This is a genomic window from Fulvivirga ulvae (genome assembly GCF_021389975.1).
Classification (GTDB): domain Bacteria; phylum Bacteroidota; class Bacteroidia; order Cytophagales; family Cyclobacteriaceae; genus Fulvivirga; species Fulvivirga ulvae.
Window position 1 is genome coordinate 2,356,296 of record NZ_CP089981.1, and the last position, 17,235, is coordinate 2,373,530.

Annotated in this window: 11 protein-coding genes; 5 read left to right on the forward strand and 6 right to left on the reverse strand. The window is 43.2% G+C overall.

The features are described 5' to 3' along the window. Window positions 1-12: 12 nt before the first annotated feature. Window positions 13-2,823 carry an excinuclease ABC subunit UvrA gene (gene uvrA, locus LVD17_RS09770; RefSeq protein WP_233766410.1) on the reverse strand — a complete coding sequence of 937 codons (2,811 nt, stop codon included), beginning with the start codon at window positions 2,821-2,823 and terminating at the stop codon, window positions 13-15. 207 nt (window positions 2,824-3,030) lie between these two features. Further along, window positions 3,031-3,327, reverse strand: coding sequence for a hypothetical protein (locus LVD17_RS09775; RefSeq protein ID WP_233766411.1), 297 nt, complete (start codon window positions 3,325-3,327; stop codon window positions 3,031-3,033). Window positions 3,328-3,601: 274 nt separating this feature from the next. Here LVD17_RS09775 and LVD17_RS09780 point away from each other — a divergent pair, with 274 nt between their 5' ends. Genes LVD17_RS09780 through LVD17_RS09795 form a run of 4 tightly spaced genes read left to right on the forward strand, consistent with a single transcriptional unit; the run spans window position 3,602 to window position 6,267 of the window. Continuing rightward, entirely contained in the window at window positions 3,602-4,201 is a 600-nt protein-coding gene (locus tag LVD17_RS09780; RefSeq protein ID WP_233766412.1) for an RNA polymerase sigma factor, read from the forward strand. Further along, window positions 4,176-4,412: an anti-sigma factor gene (locus LVD17_RS09785; RefSeq protein WP_233766414.1), complete on the forward strand. Its 237-nt coding sequence runs from the start codon at window positions 4,176-4,178 to the stop codon at window positions 4,410-4,412. The genes LVD17_RS09780 and LVD17_RS09785 overlap by 26 nt, the downstream gene beginning before the upstream one ends. A gap of 4 nt (window positions 4,413-4,416) precedes the next feature. Next, on the forward strand, window positions 4,417-5,067 hold the full coding sequence (nth, locus tag LVD17_RS09790) for an endonuclease III (protein ID WP_233766416.1): 651 nt from the start codon (window positions 4,417-4,419) through the stop codon (window positions 5,065-5,067). A 6-nt stretch (window positions 5,068-5,073) separates the two neighbouring features. Continuing rightward, complete coding sequence (locus tag LVD17_RS09795) at window positions 5,074-6,267, forward strand: glycosyltransferase family 4 protein (RefSeq protein ID WP_233766418.1); 1,194 nt, start codon at window positions 5,074-5,076, stop codon at window positions 6,265-6,267. Here LVD17_RS09795 and malQ read toward each other — a convergent pair. The 4 genes from malQ to treZ are packed head-to-tail and all read right to left on the reverse strand — an operon-like array spanning window position 6,255 to window position 14,725. Beyond that, on the reverse strand, window positions 6,255-7,751 hold the full coding sequence (gene malQ, locus LVD17_RS09800; RefSeq protein WP_233766419.1) for a 4-alpha-glucanotransferase: 1,497 nt from the start codon (window positions 7,749-7,751) through the stop codon (window positions 6,255-6,257). The two genes, LVD17_RS09795 and malQ, sit on opposite strands and share 13 nt — an antisense overlap. Then, window positions 7,741-10,446, reverse strand: a complete 2,706-nt coding sequence (gene treY / locus LVD17_RS09805) for a malto-oligosyltrehalose synthase (RefSeq protein WP_233766420.1) — start codon at window positions 10,444-10,446, stop codon at window positions 7,741-7,743. The genes malQ and treY overlap by 11 nt, the downstream gene beginning before the upstream one ends. Before the next feature lie 3 nt (window positions 10,447-10,449). Beyond that, the gene (locus LVD17_RS09810; protein ID WP_233766421.1) at window positions 10,450-12,882 is read right to left on the reverse strand and encodes a DUF3536 domain-containing protein; all 2,433 of its coding nucleotides are present in this window, start codon (window positions 12,880-12,882) and stop codon (window positions 10,450-10,452) included. Window positions 12,883-12,886: 4 nt separating this feature from the next. Then, window positions 12,887-14,725 carry a malto-oligosyltrehalose trehalohydrolase gene (treZ, locus tag LVD17_RS09815; RefSeq protein ID WP_233766422.1) on the reverse strand — a complete coding sequence of 613 codons (1,839 nt, stop codon included), beginning with the start codon at window positions 14,723-14,725 and terminating at the stop codon, window positions 12,887-12,889. Between the two features lie 484 nt (window positions 14,726-15,209). On the opposite strand from treZ, the gene LVD17_RS09820 reads away from it, so the two are divergent. Continuing rightward, complete coding sequence (locus LVD17_RS09820; RefSeq protein ID WP_233766423.1) at window positions 15,210-17,195, forward strand: alpha-1,4-glucan--maltose-1-phosphate maltosyltransferase; 1,986 nt, start codon at window positions 15,210-15,212, stop codon at window positions 17,193-17,195. The last annotated feature ends 40 nt before the right edge of the window (window positions 17,196-17,235 follow it).

A 17,235-nucleotide genomic window follows, 5' to 3' on the forward strand; every position in this document is an offset into this window, starting at 1 on the left:
AGGCGGAGTTTACTAAAGTTTTTCTTTTAAAAATTCTGCTGTGTGATTGTTTTCAAGCTTGATCATATCTTCAGGAACTCCGGCAAAACAAACATTGCCGCCACGCTCTCCCCCTTCAGGCCCCATATCAATGATCCAGTCCGCAGACTTGATCACTTCCATATTATGCTCTATGATAATGACACTATGCCCTTGCTCTACTAATGCATTGATGGAGTAGAGCAACTTGGTGATGTCATGAAAGTGGAGGCCAGTAGTGGGTTCATCAAAAATGAACAGAATATGATCTTTGCTGTCCCTGGAATTTTTACCCAGGTAAGATGCCAGCTTAACCCTTTGCGCCTCACCTCCACTAAGCGAACTTGAAGACTGCCCCAGGCCTATGTAGCCCAGGCCTACATCGAAAAGCGGCTGAAGCTTATTAAGTATGGGGGCTTTGTCCGCAAAAAACTCAAGACTTTCTTCAACAGTAAGATCCAGTACATCGGCAATATTTTTCCCATCGTATTCTATGTCCAGAATCTCCTGCTTGAATCTTTTACCTTTGCAGCTTTCGCAGGTAAGGAAGATGTCTGCCATAAACTGCATTTCAATTTTAACCACACCTTCACCCTGACAGGTTTCGCAGCGGCCCCCGTCTACGTTAAATGAGAAATGGGAAGGCTTATAGCCTCTTTGCTTAGCCAAAGGCTGATCAGCAAATAATTGACGGATAGCATCATAGGCTTTAACATAGGTTACAGGGTTAGAGCGCGATGATTTTCCGATAGGGTTCTGGTCAACAAATTCTATCTGGGTGATTTTTTCATAATCGCCTTCAAGCTTGTCAAATTTACCGGTAGCCTCTGAAACCGTGCCTAATATTTTTCCCACTCCCGGATAAAGGATTTTTTTAACCAGCGTGGACTTGCCTGATCCGCTTACACCTGTAATCACCGTAAGGACACCCAGGGGAAACTGCGCGCTGACATTTTTCAGATTGTTCTCTATGGCCCCGGATACTTTAACCGAATCCTTCCATTTTCTGCGGTGGCTGGGGACCGGTATTTTTTCTGTGCCCAGCAGATATTTGGCTGTATAAGAGTCAGAACCATCAAGATCGGTTATTTTACCTTGAAATACCAACTCTCCACCGTGGATCCCTGCATCAGGACCAATATCTATAATCTGGTCTGCAGCCTTCATCACCTCCTCTTCATGCTCCACCACGATCACCGTATTGCCCATATTTCGCAGCGATTCCAGTACACCAACCAGTCTTTTAGTATCACGAGGATGAAGGCCAATGCTGGGTTCGTCGAGTATGTACATAGAGCCCACCAGGGCACTTCCCAGTGAGGTAGCCAATTTTATTCGCTGAAACTCACCTCCTGAAAGGGTGGATGTCATCCTGTTTAAGGTCAGGTACCCCAGGCCAACACGCTCGATATAAGACAGGCGGTTGTTGATTTCTTTTAAGAGCCTTCGAGCGATGGCTTCTTCATGTTTGGAAAGCTTTATGCCATTGAAAAACTCAATGACCCTTTCTATTGGCATCAAAACCAGGTCTGTAATGGACTTTTCGTTGATTTTCACATAAGAGGCATCTTTTCTCAACCTTGTTCCACGGCAGTCCGGACAGGTGGTGCGTCCGCGGTATCTTGAAAGAAGTACCCGGTACTGAATTTTGTGAGTCTTTGTTTCAAGATGCCTGAAGAACTCATTCAGACCTTTAAAATATTCATTTCCTGTCCATAGAATTTCTTTTTCCTTTTCACTTAGCTCATTATACTGTCTGTGGATAGGAAAATCGAAACGGATGCCATCTTTTAACAAAGGAGAGAGCCATTTTTTCATGGTTTCGCTTCTCCATGGAGCAATGGCACCTTCATATACCGATAAGCTTTTATCAGGAATTACCAGGTCTGTATCAATACCTAAAACCTTGCCAAAGCCCTCGCACGTCCTGCAGGCTCCATAAGGATTATTGAAACTGAAAAAGTTGACATTTGGCTCATGAAAACGCATACCATCAGCCTCAAACCGGTCTGAAAAGTTACTTCTTCCCTTTCCTGTAATATGGATATAACAATCACCGATCCCTTCAAAATATGCTGTCTGTACGGAGTCTGCAAGGCGGAACTGCGTATCCTCATCTTCCGGTTTTACAACTGCCCTGTCAATGAGTATTTCCAAATCAGGAGCTTTGCCGAGGCTCTTTACATTTTTAAGCTGCTCTTCTATAAAAACGACCTCTTCATTGTTCATGATTCGGGTATAGCCTTTACTTAGCAATATCTTAAGCTCCTGCTCTATGGTTCGTTCTTTATGGAGCTTGAGAGGGCAGGTAACCATCACCTTTGTACCCTCCTCATGTTGGTTAATAAATTTTACTACGTCGGAAACGGTATCTTTTGATACTTTTTGACCACTAATGGGGGAGTATGTGACCCCTATGCGGGCAAACAGCAGCTTTAGATAGTCATAGATTTCCGTGGTCGTACCTACGGTTGATCGCGGATTTCTGGTATTCACTTTTTGCTCAATGGCAATAGCAGGAGACACCCCTCGTATATAATCTACTTCGGGCTTTTCCATGCGTCCCAAAAACTGCCGGGCATATGAGCTCAGACTTTCAACATACATCCTTTGCCCTTCTGCAAACAGGGTATCAAAAGCCAGGGAAGACTTTCCTGAACCGGAAAGACCTGTGATCACTACGAGTTTATTTCTCGGTATGGCTACACTGAGATTTTTGAGGTTATTAACCCTGGCACGTTTAATAATGATGTGCTCCTTGGGGTTTAGGTTATCTAAAAGTTTTTCTGTTTCGGCGTTTTGCATAGTGGTCGGCAAAGATACTATACAATTAACAGATAAAGAATGTTACACTATAGTTAGTAAAAAATTGAGAAGCAGAATAGGCAAGCTTAACAGTCACTCAGAAAGGGGCTTGGATTTTAATGCTTACGTACTTATATAATGGTTGGCAAACGGGTTATGCCTCAGCAAACACAATTGCCAACCTGATTAAGGCCCTGCGATTATTAGCTAGCCTTCAAAATCGGGATCGTAATCGTCCCCAACATCGATATCGTCCTCATCTTCCATGTTGTCGTCCTCATCCACTTCCAGGTCATATTCTCCTTCGCTGTTTTTGGTAACGGCGATTTTTACCAGGTACATGGTATCATCTGTTTCGAGAGGAACAACAAAGAAAGGCTCATTTTTTGCGTTTGTCAAACGCATCAAATTGCTTTCAAAACCTTCTGGATATTTCTTTTTAAGCAGGGATTTTAAAGTCGGATCCAAGTTCTCAAGACTTTTGATTACTCTCTTCTTTTCCATTTGAGTTATTAACCTTCATTTAGCTGTTTTGTTCCGGGTGGAAAAGTAATAAAAGATTTATCATTCAATAAAATATTATTCTGAAAAATTTTAGTTTTTTACAAAAAAATGAAGATGGCAGGCGCTGATATGCGAAGAAAAATTTATTGACGAAAATTTTTGCATGTTATTTGTTTAATTCTTTACATTTGAAATTCCTGAAAAACTATTCAAAATTTAAACCCCGGGCAACAATATGATATAGACCTCTACGTTAACTAAATTGTAATACTTAATGGAGAATTATAAGATCAGTGATAGTAAGTTGGTATCACTTTACAAGCAAGGTAACGAAGAGGCATTCGAACAGTTGCTCAAGCGGCATAAAGCCCGCATCTATACTACTATATACCTCATTGTAAAGGATAATTATGTGGCAGAAGATCTCTTGCAGGAGACCTTTGTGAAAGCAATTAACACGATCAAGGGAGGCAGATATAACGAAGAAGGTAAATTTCTGCCCTGGATAACCAGGATAGCCCATAACCTTTCAATAGATTATTTCAGAAAGGAGAAGAGGTATCCTACAATGATACTTGAAGATGGTAGCAAAGTCTTCAATGCTTTGGAATTTGCAGAAGACTCTATAGAGTCTGTACAAATAAAAAATGATACACATTCTAAGCTGAGGGATTTGATACAAGAGTTACCTGAAGCACAGAAAGAGGTATTACTAATGAGGCATTACATGGATATGAGTTTTCAGGAAATAGCTGAAAATACAGGAGTAAGCATTAACACTGCTTTGGGAAGAATGCGATATGCCCTCATTAACCTGAGGAAGAAAATGAAACAATACAATATTGCCTATGACCAAGACATTTACCCAAGATGATGTAATCAGGTATGTTTATGATGAAATTTCCGGAGAAGATCGTGAAGAAATAAAACAAGCGATCATCTGCGATTCTGAACTACAGGACCTGTATAAAGAACTTGTTGCCATAAAAAGACAATTAGATCAAAGCATGAAGTCGCCTTCCGATAAGGTGACAGAAAGTATTCTTAATTATTCAAAATCTTTAAATTTGCTCTCCAACAAATGATGGAATGCAGCGAAAAGAAAGATTTGAAAAGTTTGTAGAATATTTTACCACTCATCAGCCTGATGCGGAAACCGAGCTAAACTACGGTAATCCGTTTGAGTTACTTATTGCTGTGATATTGAGCGCGCAGTGTACTGATAAGCGAATAAATCAGGTAACGCCTGCGCTGTTTGCTGACTTCCCAACTCCGGAACACCTTGCAGCCAGTCACTTTGATGAGCTTTTTCCTTACATAAGGTCCGTTTCTTATCCCAATAACAAAACCAAACACCTGCTGGGTATGGCCAAAATGCTGGTTGAAGATTTCAACTCTGAAGTACCGGCAGATCTGAAGGAACTCCAAAAACTACCGGGGGTAGGCAGAAAAACAGCCAATGTAATAGCCTCAGTGATCTATAACCAGCCTACTATGGCTGTGGATACTCATGTTTTTCGGGTATCCAAAAGATTAGGACTGGTCAACCAGAATGCAAAGACGCCACTGGAAGTAGAGAAACAACTGATAAAGAGTATCCCTGAAGAGTACATATCACGTGCACACCACTGGCTTATTTTGCATGGCAGGTATGTATGCCTCGCCCGAAAGCCCAAATGTGAAGAATGTAAGATCACACATTTTTGCAGGTATTTTGAAAAAAACTACCTTCAGGTGTGATTACCTATGAAAGTTGTTATAATTCACCAGTATTATAAAACCCCGGATGAAGGTGGTGCTATACGCTCATACTACATTGCAAGGCATTTGGCTGCTTTGGGACACGAGGTGAATGTGATCACTGCTTTTAATAACAGGAAATACAAGGTTAAAAATGAGGGGCCGGTTACGGTACATTATCTGCCTGTTTACTATACCAACCATTTAAGTTTTTCGAGCCGCATTCATGCATTTTACCGGTTTGTGAGAAAATCGATTGATCTCCTGAAAAAATTGCAACCGGTCGATCTCAACTATGTGATCACTACACCCCTTACCACCGGCCTGATAGCACAATATGCGAAGCGGAAATATGGAACCCCATATTTTTTTGAGGTGGGAGACCTTTGGCCTGATGCTCCCGTAAGCCTGGGGGTGCTAAAGAACCATCTCTTAAAAAAGCTTGCTTATAAACTTGAAGAAACCAGTTATATAAATGCCTGCGAAATAGTGGCTTTGTCGCCTGATATCAAAACTGCCATAGAGCAAAAGGTACCTGGCAAGAATGCGGAGGTAATTACAAATTTTGCCGATACCACATTTTTTGCTCCGGAAGACAAAAGAGAAAGCCTTTTAAAAAAATTTAATACACGGGGTAAGTTTGTAGTAACTTATACAGGTACAGTGGGTATGGCCAATCATCTGGAGTACTTACTTGATGTTGCAGCGGTAGCTCAGGAAGAAGGGAAAAACATTCAATTTCTGATAGCCGGTTCTGGTGCCCGATGGGAAGCTATCAGGCAGCAAGCATTAGACCGCGACCTTCGGCATATTACCTTTATTGATTTTTTGGACAAGGAGGGGGTTAAAGAGGTCCTCAATATATCTGACGCTGTTTTTATATCATTTAAAAATGCCCCGGTACTGGCCACCGGTAGTCCAAATAAATTCTTTGATGGTCTGGCTGCCGGGAAAGTGATTGTAATTAATTTTAAAGGATGGATCAGTACATTGGTTAAAAAACATCAATGTGGCTTCAGTTATGCGCCGGAAGATCCCCGGGCTTTTTTAGATCAGGTAGAACAGTATATTAACGACAGTCAACTTTTACATGAAGCTCAGGCACGGTCGAGACAGCTGGCGGGGCAGTTTACACCTGCGGTACAATTGGAGAAACTTACTTTATTGATAGAAAAATTTAATCAGGCTCAGCGCCCATAGATAGCGTTAAGTGATTTCAGTTTTAGTTCAAGCGCCGAAGTAAGCTGCCCCGGGGCCATCCTCCAGCGCCAGTTGTCCGATGCAGTACCCGGCCTGTTCATTATGGCCTCACCCCCAAGCCCAAGTATATCCTGCATAGGGATTATAACAAGATCTGCCACCGACATCAGGCACATTCTTTGAAATAGTTCGGCTATATTATTGTGTGTGAGCCTCCTCCCAAGATATGCAGACAGGCGTTTCTTCTCCTGTTTGGAGATATGCTGAAACCAACCACATACCGTATTGTTGTCATGTGTACCCGTATAGACTACATTATTTGAGTGATGATTATGTGGAATATATGGATTAGTGGCCATATTGTCGCCAAACGCAAACTGCAATACCTTCATTCCGGGGAGCTCAAACCTGTCCCGAAGCTTATGAACACCTTCATCCAGCAGGCCAAGGTCTTCAGCAATAAAAGGCAGGTCCGGATAAACCTCTTTAATGGTTTTAAAAAAAGCATTCCCGGGCGTTTTTTGCCAACGTCCGTTGATAGCAGTATCATCTCCGGCAGGAACATCCCAATAGGCCGAGAAAGCTCTGAAATGATCGAACCGTAAGATATCAAAAAGCAACATGTTTTGCCTGACGCGTAGCATCCACCAGTTAAAGTTGTCTTTTTGGAGTGTATGCCAGTCATAGATGGGCGTACCCCATAGCTGGCCGGTTTCACTGAAATAATCCGGAGGCACCCCTGACACGCTAACAGGCTTTTTCTGTTTGTCCAGTTTAAAATATTTGGCATTCGCCCAGCAGTCTGCACTGTCATAGCTTACATAGAACGGAATATCTCCTATGAACCGGATATTCTTTTCACGGGCGTGACCGATCAGGTTTTGCCACTGGCTGAAAAAAAGAAACTGTAAAAATTTCTCTTTCTCAATATTCTCTTCCAGCTCCTCCTTCAGTTTTTTCAAAGCAGTCGGCTTCCTGTCGCGCAGTTCTTCGGGCCAGTCCATCCACCCCTTATGGTTGAGGTGGGCCTTGACAGCCATAAAAAGGGCATAGTCTTCCAGCCAGGACTTGTTTTTTTCACAAAACCTCTGGAAGGGCTTATGACTGTTTTTCCCTGCCCTAAATTTATTCCAGGCTTTTTCCAACAGGCTCTTTTTGAATTTTATAACCTCTGCAAATGCTACACGATCTTGAAGGAACTGAAAATTATGCTTCAGGTCAGACTTTGTTAAATAACCCTCTTTGAACAAAAGCTCAGGACTGATGAGCAATATATTGCCTGCAAATGCTGAGGGGCTGCTATACGGCGAGTTACCCAAGTGATATTCAGTGGGGTTTAACGGAAGTATTTGCCAGAATCTTTGTCCTGCATTGTTAAGGAAATCTATAAATTCATAGGCCGTGGGGCCCATATCGCCTATGCCGTACGGAGAAGGCAGTGAGGTTATATGGAGCAATATGCCGCTGCTTCTGTCAAACTTCATGGTGTGAACCTTTTAGCATGGCAATGGGAAATACTGACAGTAATTTATCAATGCAGAGCGAATCAGATACTTTAAACCTCTCACCTGTAAAAATATTCGTTAATGCCTGTGGGGTTTCTTTTGGCAGAGAGATACATGTATCTGACCAGACAGACTTGCCTTGAGGAAAGCTGATTTCCCTGCAAATCGAAACGATTTTCCTAGGGATTATCATAAAATACCAATCGGTATGAAATGTTCTGGCGTAGCCAATTATATGATCTTTCTGCTTGCCGGATACCTCTATGGGTATATATTCGCCCTTATCAAATACCTCCTGGTTGTGTCTTCGTTCATTAAGACACTTAAAAAGGGTGAACATTTTTATACGGCCGTCATGAATATTCTCAAGCAGCTCGTTCAGGTACTCAGGATTACTGTTATTTAATTTTATTTCCCGGAGTATTTGTATTCGCCGCTTATAGTCAACCGGTCTGCGGTTATCCGGGTCCACATATGAAAGATCCCATAATTCAGTGCCCTGGTAAATATCCGGAATACCGGGAGCGGTTGTTTTTATCAGACACTGCCCCAATGAATAAATAGCACCAAAAAAGGCTGTTTTGCTGCTGAACGGTTCAAAGACAGCTTTGAAATCATTGCTTTCGAGGATGGCAGAAATAAAACCAGAAACAGCTTCTTCGTAACTTTCATCGGGCTCGGACCAACTGGTATGTACTTTGGCTTCTCTGAGCACCTTTTTCATATAATCCCTGGTTCGCTGCACAATACTCTCATCCGATGCTTCAGGTTGCGGAAGGGCACCGATCAGTGCCTGATAGATGAAATACTCTTCATTAAAATCAGGAGCATAAGGATGAGGCCTCAGTCCTTCATTGATCTGTCTCCACTCATGGACTTTGTCAAACCATTCTTCCGGCATCTCACTCAGTACATTGATCCGCATACGGGCATCTTCACCTCGCTTGGTATCATGAGTGGCAGTGGCATTGATCGATAAGGGAAAATGTACTTTTCGTTGACTCATCCTTTTGTGAAAGATGGAGACAGATATTCCGAAAATATGTGGTGAGTCGCCGACTTCATTGTGAGAAATAAGTCTGTTGTAGATGTAGAAGGCGGTATCTTCAACACCTTTGGCAGCCAGAGGCCCGGTAAACTGCTGGCACCGTTGCAGAAAGTATAGCGCCGATGTATCGGGTTTATCGGAATGGCCACAATAAATACTGCGGAGGTACTCCAATTGTTTGCGCAGTGACGGCAGCTTATTCGATGCAATTTTATAAGCCTCTTCAATAATGTCTGTTTGCCGGTTTGACAAGGGGAATGTTTTTGGATAGATCCGGTAAACAGGAAAGCCTGCCATAAAACCCGCCAGGGCTTCTGTCCATGCTGCTTTATTTTGATCATTATGAAGAAGGCCGAGTTCGAGCATCAGAGCATATAAATTGTTCAACTCCCCACCCATTCTTTCTTTTAATACAAAGCGCTTTTTATCATAAATGAGTTCTTCATAAGGTGGTTTACCGGGACTAATTTTTTGATATGCCTGTGTAAAAGCATTTTCCCCGTTGATGTCGGTAAATAAATGATTTACAAGGGCAAGAAATCCATAGCCGCTCGTGCCCTGAATAGGCCATTGCAAGGGTAAGGTCTCATCCCATTCCAATATCTTTTCAATAATGATATACTGGTGCGGGCCTACCAGCTTTCTCAGGTTATTCAGGTAGCTTTCAGGGTCAAACAGGCCATCAATATGGTCTATCCTCAGGCCGTTAAATACTTCATCATCGCATAATTTCCCGATAAGCTGATGGTATCGGTCAAATACCATGGCATCTTCCATTTTCAGACAAAGCAGGTCATTGATAGTGAAAAAACGCCTGTAGTTGATTTCCTTTTCAGTGTTTTTCCAATGAAGCAACTGAAAATGTTGATGACTGAGCAGATCAAGAAGCAGCTCGCGCGATGAGCTGATGATCTCTGTAGCGGTCAGAATGGCATCATGAACCTCCTCATCTTGCTCAAAAAGCTGATGAAGTTCAACTTTATAATGCTGCCAGTTTTCCTCTTTTATGGAAGCGTTCTCTATCCCTTCTGCAATCTCTTCCAATTGTTTATAGACATTACTATCCTTTGAAAGCCGTTTTTCAAGAATGTTCTGGCCGATTGAAATGATCTGCGGGTATGATTTTATACTGACAGGGTACTTGTTGTCAAAATAATAAAAATTAAAAGTGTCCTTATCGTACCGTATCTCCAGCTCACCTTTGTGGACCACATCTTCCAGGTCTTCCCCCAGAAAGGGAGCCATTACCTTGCCCTCTTTCCAACTGATATCAAAGAACCCGTTATATTCGGAGGCCGGACCTTTTTCAAGCACATCATAAAGCCAGATATTGGTGCTGTCATAAGCCATATGGTTAGGTACGATATCTTGCAGCCACGACATTTTTCTGCTTTTAAGATCTTTACGTATTTCTGCAAGCTCTTCAAGTGTACCTGTTTCTTTGTGGATCTTTAGAGGATCAGTTACATCATAGCCATGAGTGCTTCCCTTCCGGGCCTGGAATATCGGCGATGCATATACGGTAGAGATGTTCATATCCTCCAGATAGGCAGTAATTTGCTTCAGGGCTTTAAAAGGAAAGGCCGACGACAACTGCACCCTGTATGTGGAAGAAGGAGTGTTCATATGCTAAACAACAAGGTTTAAGTTTTTATACAGTGCATCGAAGAGTTGGCACCAGCTTTCTGCGTCCGGGTTATCACCTCTTTCACAACGGGTCATATAAGTTTCATAGATTTCCGTCTTTATCAGAAATGCAGTATTTTGAGCTTCCCAAAACTCCGGTTTTATATCTCCTTTTTTAATCAGCCTCAGCAGATCTACAATATATTGCAGCAGGTCATTATTGTTAGGGTCTATGGCCAGTTTATCTATCAATGAACGCACTTTTTCATTAGCCAGATAGTTTAATGTGACGGTGTCCAGCTCTACGGAAATTCTTCTGGCCACATCCAGCAGATTTTCCAGTGCTTTGAGGTTGATCTCCTCAGCTTCAAACATATTGATCAGCTTGGTATTAATGGCGAGGTCTATTGGAAGTTTGAGCTGTTTGGGTACAGCCATGTTGATCTCGTCAAATACCTGTAGCAGCTGGTAGTTGTTTTCGTAGAGTTGATAAATAGTACCCTCCGCATTTTTCAAAGTATTGTCCATGACCAACTCCATGATCTGGCGCTGTTCATCCCGGAACAGGTGCCAGAAAGAATAGTTATGGTTTCCAAAGTATTTGTCAAGCAGGTTGAAGATTTCGTAAATCCTGCTTTTCTGAAAGGCATCTGCAATATTGGTATGCAGCTCTTCCAATGCTTCATTTCCAAGATAAGGGCGCACGCCTCCAAAAAGGTTATGCTCGCCCATATGGACAACAGCATAGGATATGTCAACCTCCTCCCAGGTAATATTTGACCTGAAGTAAGTACGGCCTACCAGCAGCTTTTGCTTGCCGGCTTCATAATAGCGCTTGCTTTTGGAAGCGGCACTAAAGCTATATAAGATAGTTTCATCCGGAAACTCTTCAAAAACCGAGGATACCGCGTAGTGCGCTCCTACCCGCAGCATATCTACGATCATGGGTTTTACATGCCTGTGGTAGGCTGTTGCTGCATTGCCGTATTCAGGAATGTTACTCGGTATCTTTTCCAGCAAGTCAACGAAATCTTTTTCGTAAGACTGTCCGCTTATATCTTCCGCAAGCTGGAGTGCACGGGCGGCATAAAAGATGTCTTGCATAGACTCGATGCCGGTTACCTCATCAAAAAACCAACCGCAACTGGTGTACATGAGCATAGAATGATATTGCATCTCCATCAGTTTCAGCAGCTTGGTCTGATCCTTCTTATCCAGGCCTTCCCGGAAGTTTTCTTTCAGAAATGATGATACATTTTCTTCAGATCGGTCGAGTACAACAGCGATATAGGCATTTCTTACTTCCCATGGATTTGATGTATAAGGGGCAAGCTCTTTCTCATAAAGTGTTATGGTTATATCCCGTACCCAATCAAAAGCCTTTCTAAGCGGACTACGCCATTCCTGGGTCCATCCGGGGCGACCGCCCGTGTTGCACCCGCAGTTGGAATTCCAGCGCTCGACACCATGGGCACAGCTCCAGGATGTATTTTCCAAAATCTCTACTTCGTATTGTGGTGGAAATTTTTCAAGATAATCTCCATATACCGTGAGTTCAACAGACTGATCTTTTTCAATAAAATTCAGTCCATATGACAGCGCCATTTCTCCAAGGCGGTGATGGTGGCCATAACTTTCGCCGTCTGTTGCTATATGTACAAGCTGGGGCATGCTATCGTCCTTAAACTGCCCCAGTAAACGTGAGGCGAAGGATTCACCATTATTGAGAAGACCTTCGAAAGCCACCGCCTGGGATGCAGATGCATCATAAAAAAACAGGGCGATAGTCTTTCCGGATGGTAAGTTGAACATATAAGCATTTCGGGGGTTGATCTTTGCGCCGGTTCCGTCTTTCCATTCCGTTTCCCCAATTTTTCTATACCTCCTGGCCTGGTATGGTGAAAGAATAGTGAATTTGATATTATGGGCTGCAAGCACTTCAAGTGTTTCGGTATTTACGGCAGTTTCACCAAGCCACATGCCCTCGGGGTCACGGCCAAACCTCGACCTGAAATCTTCAATGCCCCAAATTACCTGCGTCTCCTTATCTCGCTGGTTCGCCAGTGGCATAATCATGTGATTGTAAGCCTGGGCCAGTGCGGAGCCATGGCCTGAAAAATGCTCGATACTTTCCTTATCTGCCTGCAGGATGGCGGCATAGGTTTCCGGTGCCTCAATTTCCATCCAGGCGAGAAGTGTCGGACCCATATTGAAGCTCATCCAGGCGTAGTTGTTAATGATATCGACTACCTTACCTTCTTCATTCAATATCCTGGATGCAGAGTTTCTTGCATAGCATTCGGCATTTATCCGGTGGTTCCAGTCATGATACGGATATGCCGAGTCTTGTATTTCCACTTTGTTCAGCCATGGGTTTTCCCTTGGTGGCTGGTAGAAGTGACCATGTACGCACAGGTATTTTTTAGTTTCACTCATGGGGTTATGAATTTTCGCTTTTGTAGAGTACCATTGATTCCGGGGCCAGCGCAAGCTCTTCGCCTTTCTGCAGAATGGTTTTACCAGGGCAGCCCTTTCCCCTCCAGCGTTCATCTGATGATGCACATATTTTGTACCATCTCTCCAGAAAGGCAGGCATTTTGATATGCTGTATCTCCTTACTAAAGTTAAACACTGTAAGCAAGATACCAATACCCGGGCTGGCATCTTTTGATCTCACAATCAGTAGTTTTTGTGACTCATGAACCTCCGTATCCACATTTCTTTTCAAGAAAGCAGAAAACATGCCTTGCTTGCGCAGCGATATTAAATATTGATAATAAGTAAACAGTGTTTTCTGCCCGGGATCCTGATGAAAGTCCCATTTTAACTTAGAGCGGTTATAAGTTTCTTCAGCCTGAGGATCAGGCACCTGCCCCTTCCATTTAAAAACTCTGAATTCGTTGGACCGCCCTTTTCTAACGGCTTCAATCAGGTCATGGTCGCCATGACTTATAAAATACAGAAAAGGGTGGCGTTCTCCGTACTCCTCTCCCATAAAGAGCATTGGCACATATGGAGATATCAACATGATACCTGCCATCAACTTTAACATTTCAAACGAAACAAGTTCGGCTATTCTTTCTCCAAGCATTCTGTTGCCCGTCTGATCATGGTTTTGAATACAAACTACAAACCTGTTTGAGGCCATTATACGTGGACTGTTACCCACGGTTTTCTTTCTGAACGGGGAGTAAATACCATCATAGACAAAGCCCTGACGGAAGGCCTTGGCTAGATGTTCGATCTTTCCATAGTCGAGGTAATAGCCGTCATCTTCGCCCGTAGCGAGCGTATGTATGGCGTGATGAAAGTCATCAGTCCATTGGGCATCAATACCATAACCACCTTTTTCATACGGCTCCAGGATCTTTACATCGTTAAGCTCACTTTCTGCTATCAAAAAATACCTTCTCCTGTTTTTTATCTGTAGTTCATCAACACACTGTCGCAACTCTTTCAGGAAATGATAAGCCCCGTGATCAATAATAGCATGGACAGCATCTAACCTTAGACCGTCAATGTGATAGTCATTCAGCCATGTAAGGGCATTTCTTAAAAAAAATGCCCTTACATGGTCACTATATGCGTCATCGAAATTCAAAGCCTTGCCCCAGGGAGTTGAGTGCTTACCGGTAAAATACGGGCCATATTCTGCCAGATAATTGCCCTCCGGGCCCAGGTGGTTATACACTACATCAAGTATTACGGCTATATTTTTTTGGTGACAAGCGTCTACAAGTTTTTTTAAACCGGTATGGCCACCGTAACTATCCTGTGCTGCATAAGGATAAACCCCGTCATACCCCCAGTTTCTGTTGCCGGGAAACTGAGCAATTGGCATGATCTCAATGGCATTAACGCCCAGCTCCACAAGGTGATCAAGCCCGGATATAGCCGATTCGAATGTTCCGCTCGGGGTGAATGTACCTATATGGAGCTCATAGATGATCAGGTCACTTAGCGCTATGCCCTCCCAGCGTGAATCTCCCCATACATAGTCATGTTCGTCTACCACGGCTGACCAGGAATGTACACCATCAGGCTGAGCTTTTGATGCCGGATCGGGATATGCCTGCTGACCATCGAGGATAAACCTGTACCTGACCCCGGCCTTAATGTTGGCTATTTCTTTACTCCAGTAACCAAATTCATCTTTTTCCAGTCGCGTAGTGACCAGATCCGCGGCTTCGAACTCCACATCCACACTTTTCCTGAATGGCGCCCAAACTGTAAACTGACAGTTATGGCCTGATAGCATTGCTCCGGTCGCTTTGATCATGGTGTGGTCATTTACTTTGATTAATAACACTGCTTAATAAGCGAATGAATTGATACATTCTTCTCATCCTGATTAAACAAAGGCTAATAGTAAATGTTTGCGGCTCATACACTTCACGGGAGTGAACAGTTTGAGTGTGATGTGGTTAGAATTTAGTATTCATTGATTTCGAAAATAGCGGTAACATATTTCATAGTTATATGTTAAATTTAGTAACACAGGTGCACTGGCTGTAGTCACAGAAATTTCTCGGTAATCAAATAAAAACCTGGCTTTCAGACCTCTTTTAGAGGGCGGCTGAAGCGGACAGGTCTATCACATATAATTCAACTGATATATCAGCCTTGGGTTGATACAGGTGATTAAAATCTTTTACATATGAAATAGTTTAAGGGAATCATATCGATGCTCACAGAAGTTTGGTGGAGCAGAATTCTGGAGCTCACCTATTCCATATGGACAACTGAAAAATTGACATACACCCATGAAAGAACTGGAAGGACAAAAGCGTGTGACCATTGAAAATGTGACCCCACTCATAGACGGAGGTAAGTATCCGATAAAGAGGACGGTTGGGGAGCGTATAGTGGTAAATGCCGACATTTTTGTTGATGGACATGATAAGGTTGAAGCGGCGCTGCTTTACCGGAAAGTAAATAAACCTGTCAAGGGAAAATCGGTCAAAGCTGGGAAGTGGGCTGAGGTCCCTATGACTTTCATGACCAACGATCATTGGATGGCCAGCTTTACTCCGGAGGAAGAAGGATTTTACGAATACACGATCAAGGGGTGGATTGACTATTATGGTACCTGGCAGGACGGACTTAAGAAAAAATTTGAAGCCAATCAGAATATAAAAACGGAACTTTTGATCGGTGCGGAACTTATGGAAGACGGCATAGCCAGGGTGTCGGCACCACAACGCAAAAAACTTGAAAAATGGATTAAGCTGTTTCGCAATGGTGTAGAGGATGCGGAAGCCGTGGAGAAAGCCCTGAGCGAGGAGGCCACCCAGGCTATGTTTGTAGCGCAGGAGCATAGCTTTACACGAACTTACCACCGTATATTACAGGTCAATGTAGAGCGGAAGAAGGCGCTGTTCAGTACCTGGTATGAATTCTTTCCCAGATCGGCCTCTCCGGACAAAGGAAAACACGGAACATTTAAGGATTGTGAGCAGGTTTTGCCGGAAATAGCCAAAATGGGCTTTGATGTGATATACCTTCCCCCTATCCATCCAATTGGGCGCAAGCATAGAAAAGGGAAGAATAATGCCGTAACAGCGAGTGAAGGTGATCCTGGATCTCCATGGGCTATTGGTGCTGAAGAAGGCGGACATAAGGCTGTAAACCCTGAGCTTGGCACACTTGAAGACTTTACCAGTCTGGTTAAGAAAGCCAATGAACTTAATATTGAAATAGCCCTTGACTTTGCCATACAGTGCTCCCCGGATCATCCTTATGTAGCAAAGCATCCTGACTGGTTTAAGTGGAGGCCGGATGGGACCATTCAATATGCAGAGAATCCTCCGAAAAAATATCAGGATGTATTGCCTGTAAACTTTGAAACCCACGACTGGGAAAATTTATGGAAGGAGCTTAAAAGTATCGTTGAGTTCTGGATTGGTAAAGGGGTGAAAATATTCCGGGTGGATAACCCACATACCAAGCCCTTTACCTTCTGGGAATGGATGATAAAAGAGGTAAGGGACAGCTATCCTGAAACCATTTTTCTGGCAGAGGCATTTACCCGGCCGCGGATTATGGAGCAGCTTGCCAAAATAGGTTTTACACAATCCTACACCTACTTTACCTGGCGAAATACGGCTGAGGAGTTCAGGGAATATCTCCATGAGCTTACCCGGACGGAGGTAAGAGAATACTTCAGGCCAAACTTCTGGCCTAATACGCCTGATATACTTCCGGTCTCACTGGAATATAAGCCGGAGCCAGCATTCATTGCAAGGTATGCTCTGGCTGCTACCCTGTCTTCCAATTGCGGTATTTACGGCCCTTTGTTCGAGTTTGGGCTGAATGAGCCATACCCCGGTAAGGAAGAATATGTGGATTCGGAAAAGTATGAGATCAAGCATTGGGACTGGAAGAAAACAACCAAAACCAAAGATACGATCACCAGGCTCAATAAGATAAGAAAGGAAAATACCGCTTTGCAAACCACGTGGCATGTAGAGTTTTGTGATGTGGACAATCAGCAATTGCTATGTTATGCCAAAACCGATCAGGATAAGCGAAACAAAATGGTTATTGCTGTTAACCTGGATCCTGTATACGCTCAGTCGGGCTGGGTAAAAGTGCCTTTCGAATACCTGGATCTTCCGGCCGACAAACCCCTTGTGGTCCATGATCTGCTTACAGGCAGCAAGTATACCTGGCAGAATGAGTGGAATTATGTAGAACTGCACCCACAGGCATTGCCTGTCCATGTATTTAAAATTGAACCGAACGCATAAAGCCAACTTTAAAAACTAAAACTAAACCAGGGAGGAATAC

Coding starts and splice junctions, on each gene's coding strand:
- uvrA (WP_233766410.1), bottom strand. CDS start 2,823: ATGCAAAACGCCGAAACAGAAAAACTTTTAGATAACCTAAACCCCAAG.
- LVD17_RS09775 (WP_233766411.1), bottom strand. CDS start 3,327: ATGGAAAAGAAGAGAGTAATCAAAAGTCTTGAGAACTTGGATCCGACT.
- LVD17_RS09780 (WP_233766412.1), top strand. CDS start 3,602: ATGGAGAATTATAAGATCAGTGATAGTAAGTTGGTATCACTTTACAAG.
- LVD17_RS09785 (WP_233766414.1), top strand. CDS start 4,176: ATGACCAAGACATTTACCCAAGATGATGTAATCAGGTATGTTTATGAT.
- nth (WP_233766416.1), top strand. CDS start 4,417: ATGCAGCGAAAAGAAAGATTTGAAAAGTTTGTAGAATATTTTACCACT.
- LVD17_RS09795 (WP_233766418.1), top strand. CDS start 5,074: ATGAAAGTTGTTATAATTCACCAGTATTATAAAACCCCGGATGAAGGT.
- malQ (WP_233766419.1), bottom strand. CDS start 7,751: ATGAAGTTTGACAGAAGCAGCGGCATATTGCTCCATATAACCTCACTG.
- treY (WP_233766420.1), bottom strand. CDS start 10,446: ATGAACACTCCTTCTTCCACATACAGGGTGCAGTTGTCGTCGGCCTTT.
- LVD17_RS09810 (WP_233766421.1), bottom strand. CDS start 12,882: ATGAGTGAAACTAAAAAATACCTGTGCGTACATGGTCACTTCTACCAG.
- treZ (WP_233766422.1), bottom strand. CDS start 14,725: ATGATCAAAGCGACCGGAGCAATGCTATCAGGCCATAACTGTCAGTTT.
- LVD17_RS09820 (WP_233766423.1), top strand. CDS start 15,210: ATGAAAGAACTGGAAGGACAAAAGCGTGTGACCATTGAAAATGTGACC.